Origin of the sequence: Rhodococcus sp. APC 3903, from assembly GCF_030407755.1 — a bacterium.
Lineage (GTDB): Bacteria > Actinomycetota > Actinomycetes > Mycobacteriales > Mycobacteriaceae > Rhodococcus_F > Rhodococcus_F erythropolis.
On record NZ_JASDCV010000072.1, the window covers coordinates 1 to 2,446 of the forward strand.

Genomic DNA, 2,446 nt, shown 5'->3' on the forward strand with positions numbered 1-2,446 from the left:
TGATCATCGAGCATCGGTCCATCGAGCACCGTATCGGGGCTGTCGTCGTGCGAGGTTTCGTCCTCGACATGTGGACAGTGTTTTCAGGATTTCCTGATGACCACCGCCGCTGCTGCGATCGCCAGCCGCGGCAGCGCCGGAGTGCGCCCCGGATCCGGCCCGACACGCTACCTCGATCACGGCCGCACCGCCCGCGATCGAACCTGACCTGACCTGGTACGACAGCGACGACAAGCCTGTGGCGGTGATCGACGCCAAGTACAAAACGATCCCTGCCGGCAAGAGGGGGCCGGACGCGGACATATACCAACTGACCGCGTACTGCACCGCACTCGGACTACGCGAAGGCCACCTGATCTACGCGAAAGGCGACACCGCTTCCCATGCGGTCGAGGTTGGCGGCGCCGACATCACCATCTACTGCCACGCCCTCGACCTGACCACGCCGCCAGCGGAGTTTCTGGCCTCGATCGACGTGCTCGTCGAGGCAATGAGGGCTCGGCACGGTGATGAATTCTCGGTGGTCGGACACCGCTCGTAGTCGTTGCAGGCACGCAGTAATCGGACGGATGATGCTTTTGTTTGGCGCTGTCTCAAGAAGCAGGAGGCCAGCTCACCGAGAAGTCGCGGCTCCTGTTTGTCTTGTTCCGGGCGGGGTCGGAGTCTTGTTCCACTAGCGCCGAGCACTGAAAGCGGGTTGAGTGGTTTCAGCGCCCGCCCGCCACCTACCTTCATCGCGTGCTATGCGGTACGCGTTCCACCAACCGACTCTACGGAAAATGGCGGGCAGCATGCGTTGCAGGTGAATTGGTCAGAATCCAGGGCCCGCTTGTGCACGCCCGAAGCTACGGGTCAAGTACTTCGCCCAGGACCGAACAGACCATGTTTCGCCCGTTTCTCTTCGCTTGGTACATCGCAGTGTCAGCTTCATCGATCCCCTGTTGAATGGAACGCCAGACTTCCGAAGGGAATCCATCCAACCATTTCTCGGGATTATGCATTTGGCGATCCTCTTCCGTCGATCCGCCCATCTGCGTATCGTGCAGAAAATCAGTCTTCGTGTACTGAACTGGCCATCCGAGTCCGACGCTGATTGTGATGGGAGGATGATCACCAGGGCAATGGGCCGCAGCGCGTATCCGACAGGCAAGCTCGACGGCCTCTCCCCACTCGCAATCGACTGCCACGACGAATTCCTCTCCGCCTACGCGCCCGAGCGTCATCGCCGGCCCGCCCACAGCGTGCACGCGCTCTACGAGTCGGGACAAAACCTCATCTCCTCGCGCGTGTCCATAGGTGTCGTTGATGGATTTGAAATTGTCTACATCGAAAGAGATGAAAACGATTGTCGCATTTTCGCGATTTAGCATCGACCCAATGTGCTGATATAATCCCCGACGATTCAGGGATTTCGTTAGGGGGTCCATTGTCAATTCATGGTTGTATATCTTGAAGGAATCGGCCATCCTTCGCGTGAGATTGGCCATTAGCACGATCGTTCCTATAGAGGCGACGATCGATACGGCCGCGCGAGACAAAATGGCGGGAGGATCGTTATAGTAAATCCCGTCGCAGAGTAGGGCTTTCGTAGAGAAAATCGATATTACCAATAAGACAAACATTCCATGGTATGCAAGGAAAGTTCGGGATACAAAGAAGGCTGCATACACTCCGATTAAACTGAAAAGTGCAGTACCGTACATTGACGCCGAAGATTCAAGATAGCAAGTCAAAACGGAAGTAATGCCGATATCTGCATAAGCCAGCAATATGATGTTGTAGGTAAGCTGACTATTTTTCAGCTCCTCCCAGGCGGGGCGCGGCGGGTGTCGACTTATCACAACTGCAACTGGAACAGTCGACAGTAGGATAATCGTAATGATGACAACCGCTGTAGTTGATCTTGGTCCCCATGGGCCCCATAAGCTTATAATCCCGCTACTTGCAACAAAAACAGGAATGACACGCCACCACGCACTTACGGGGGCGGAAGCCCTCCCGGGCACTCTGTGCAGGCACACGGATGGCGGAATGTCTGAGCGTTTGCCCCATTTCGTCGGCAACCGAGAGTTGCATATCACCTGAGGCGGGTCACACAGTCAGTCAGGGGCACGAGGGCGACACTACCCTCATAGAGGATTGCCCGTACACCCTCCGGGTGAGGCGTGAGTTGTTCAGTGCGGTAGAGAGGCTTCGCTGCACCCGGCCTGGCGGGCAATGTGCTCTCCTTCGGTTTGCGGAAGCCCCGATGCGAACTGGCAATACTCCAGTTACCTATCTGGTTATGCCCACAGCTCTTCATTCCGTTGCATTGCATTGCATTGCATTAGATGTGACATGGACTAGTGCTGCTGGTCATTCCGTGAAATTGCAGTATTTGACCGGATGTAGTGCCACAACATCATCCATTCACAAGGTTCGAGATCAGGTGAAATCCGAGATCGAA

General features: G+C 56.0%; 2 protein-coding genes. One reads left to right on the plus strand and one right to left on the minus strand.

Annotation, left to right across the window (positions count from 1 at the left end; genetic code table 11):
- Window positions 1-244: 244 nt before the first annotated feature.
- Window positions 245-541 carry a hypothetical protein gene (locus QMA15_RS32515; protein ID WP_290289277.1) on the plus strand — a complete coding sequence of 99 codons (297 nt, stop codon included), beginning with the start codon at window positions 245-247 and terminating at the stop codon, window positions 539-541.
- Between the two features lie 304 nt (window positions 542-845).
- On the opposite strand, the gene QMA15_RS32520 is transcribed toward QMA15_RS32515, so the two are convergent.
- A complete protein-coding gene (locus QMA15_RS32520; RefSeq protein WP_290289278.1) occupies window positions 846-1,841 on the minus strand; it encodes a GGDEF domain-containing protein in 996 nt (331 codons plus the stop codon).
- Between the last annotated feature and the right edge of the window lie 605 nt (window positions 1,842-2,446).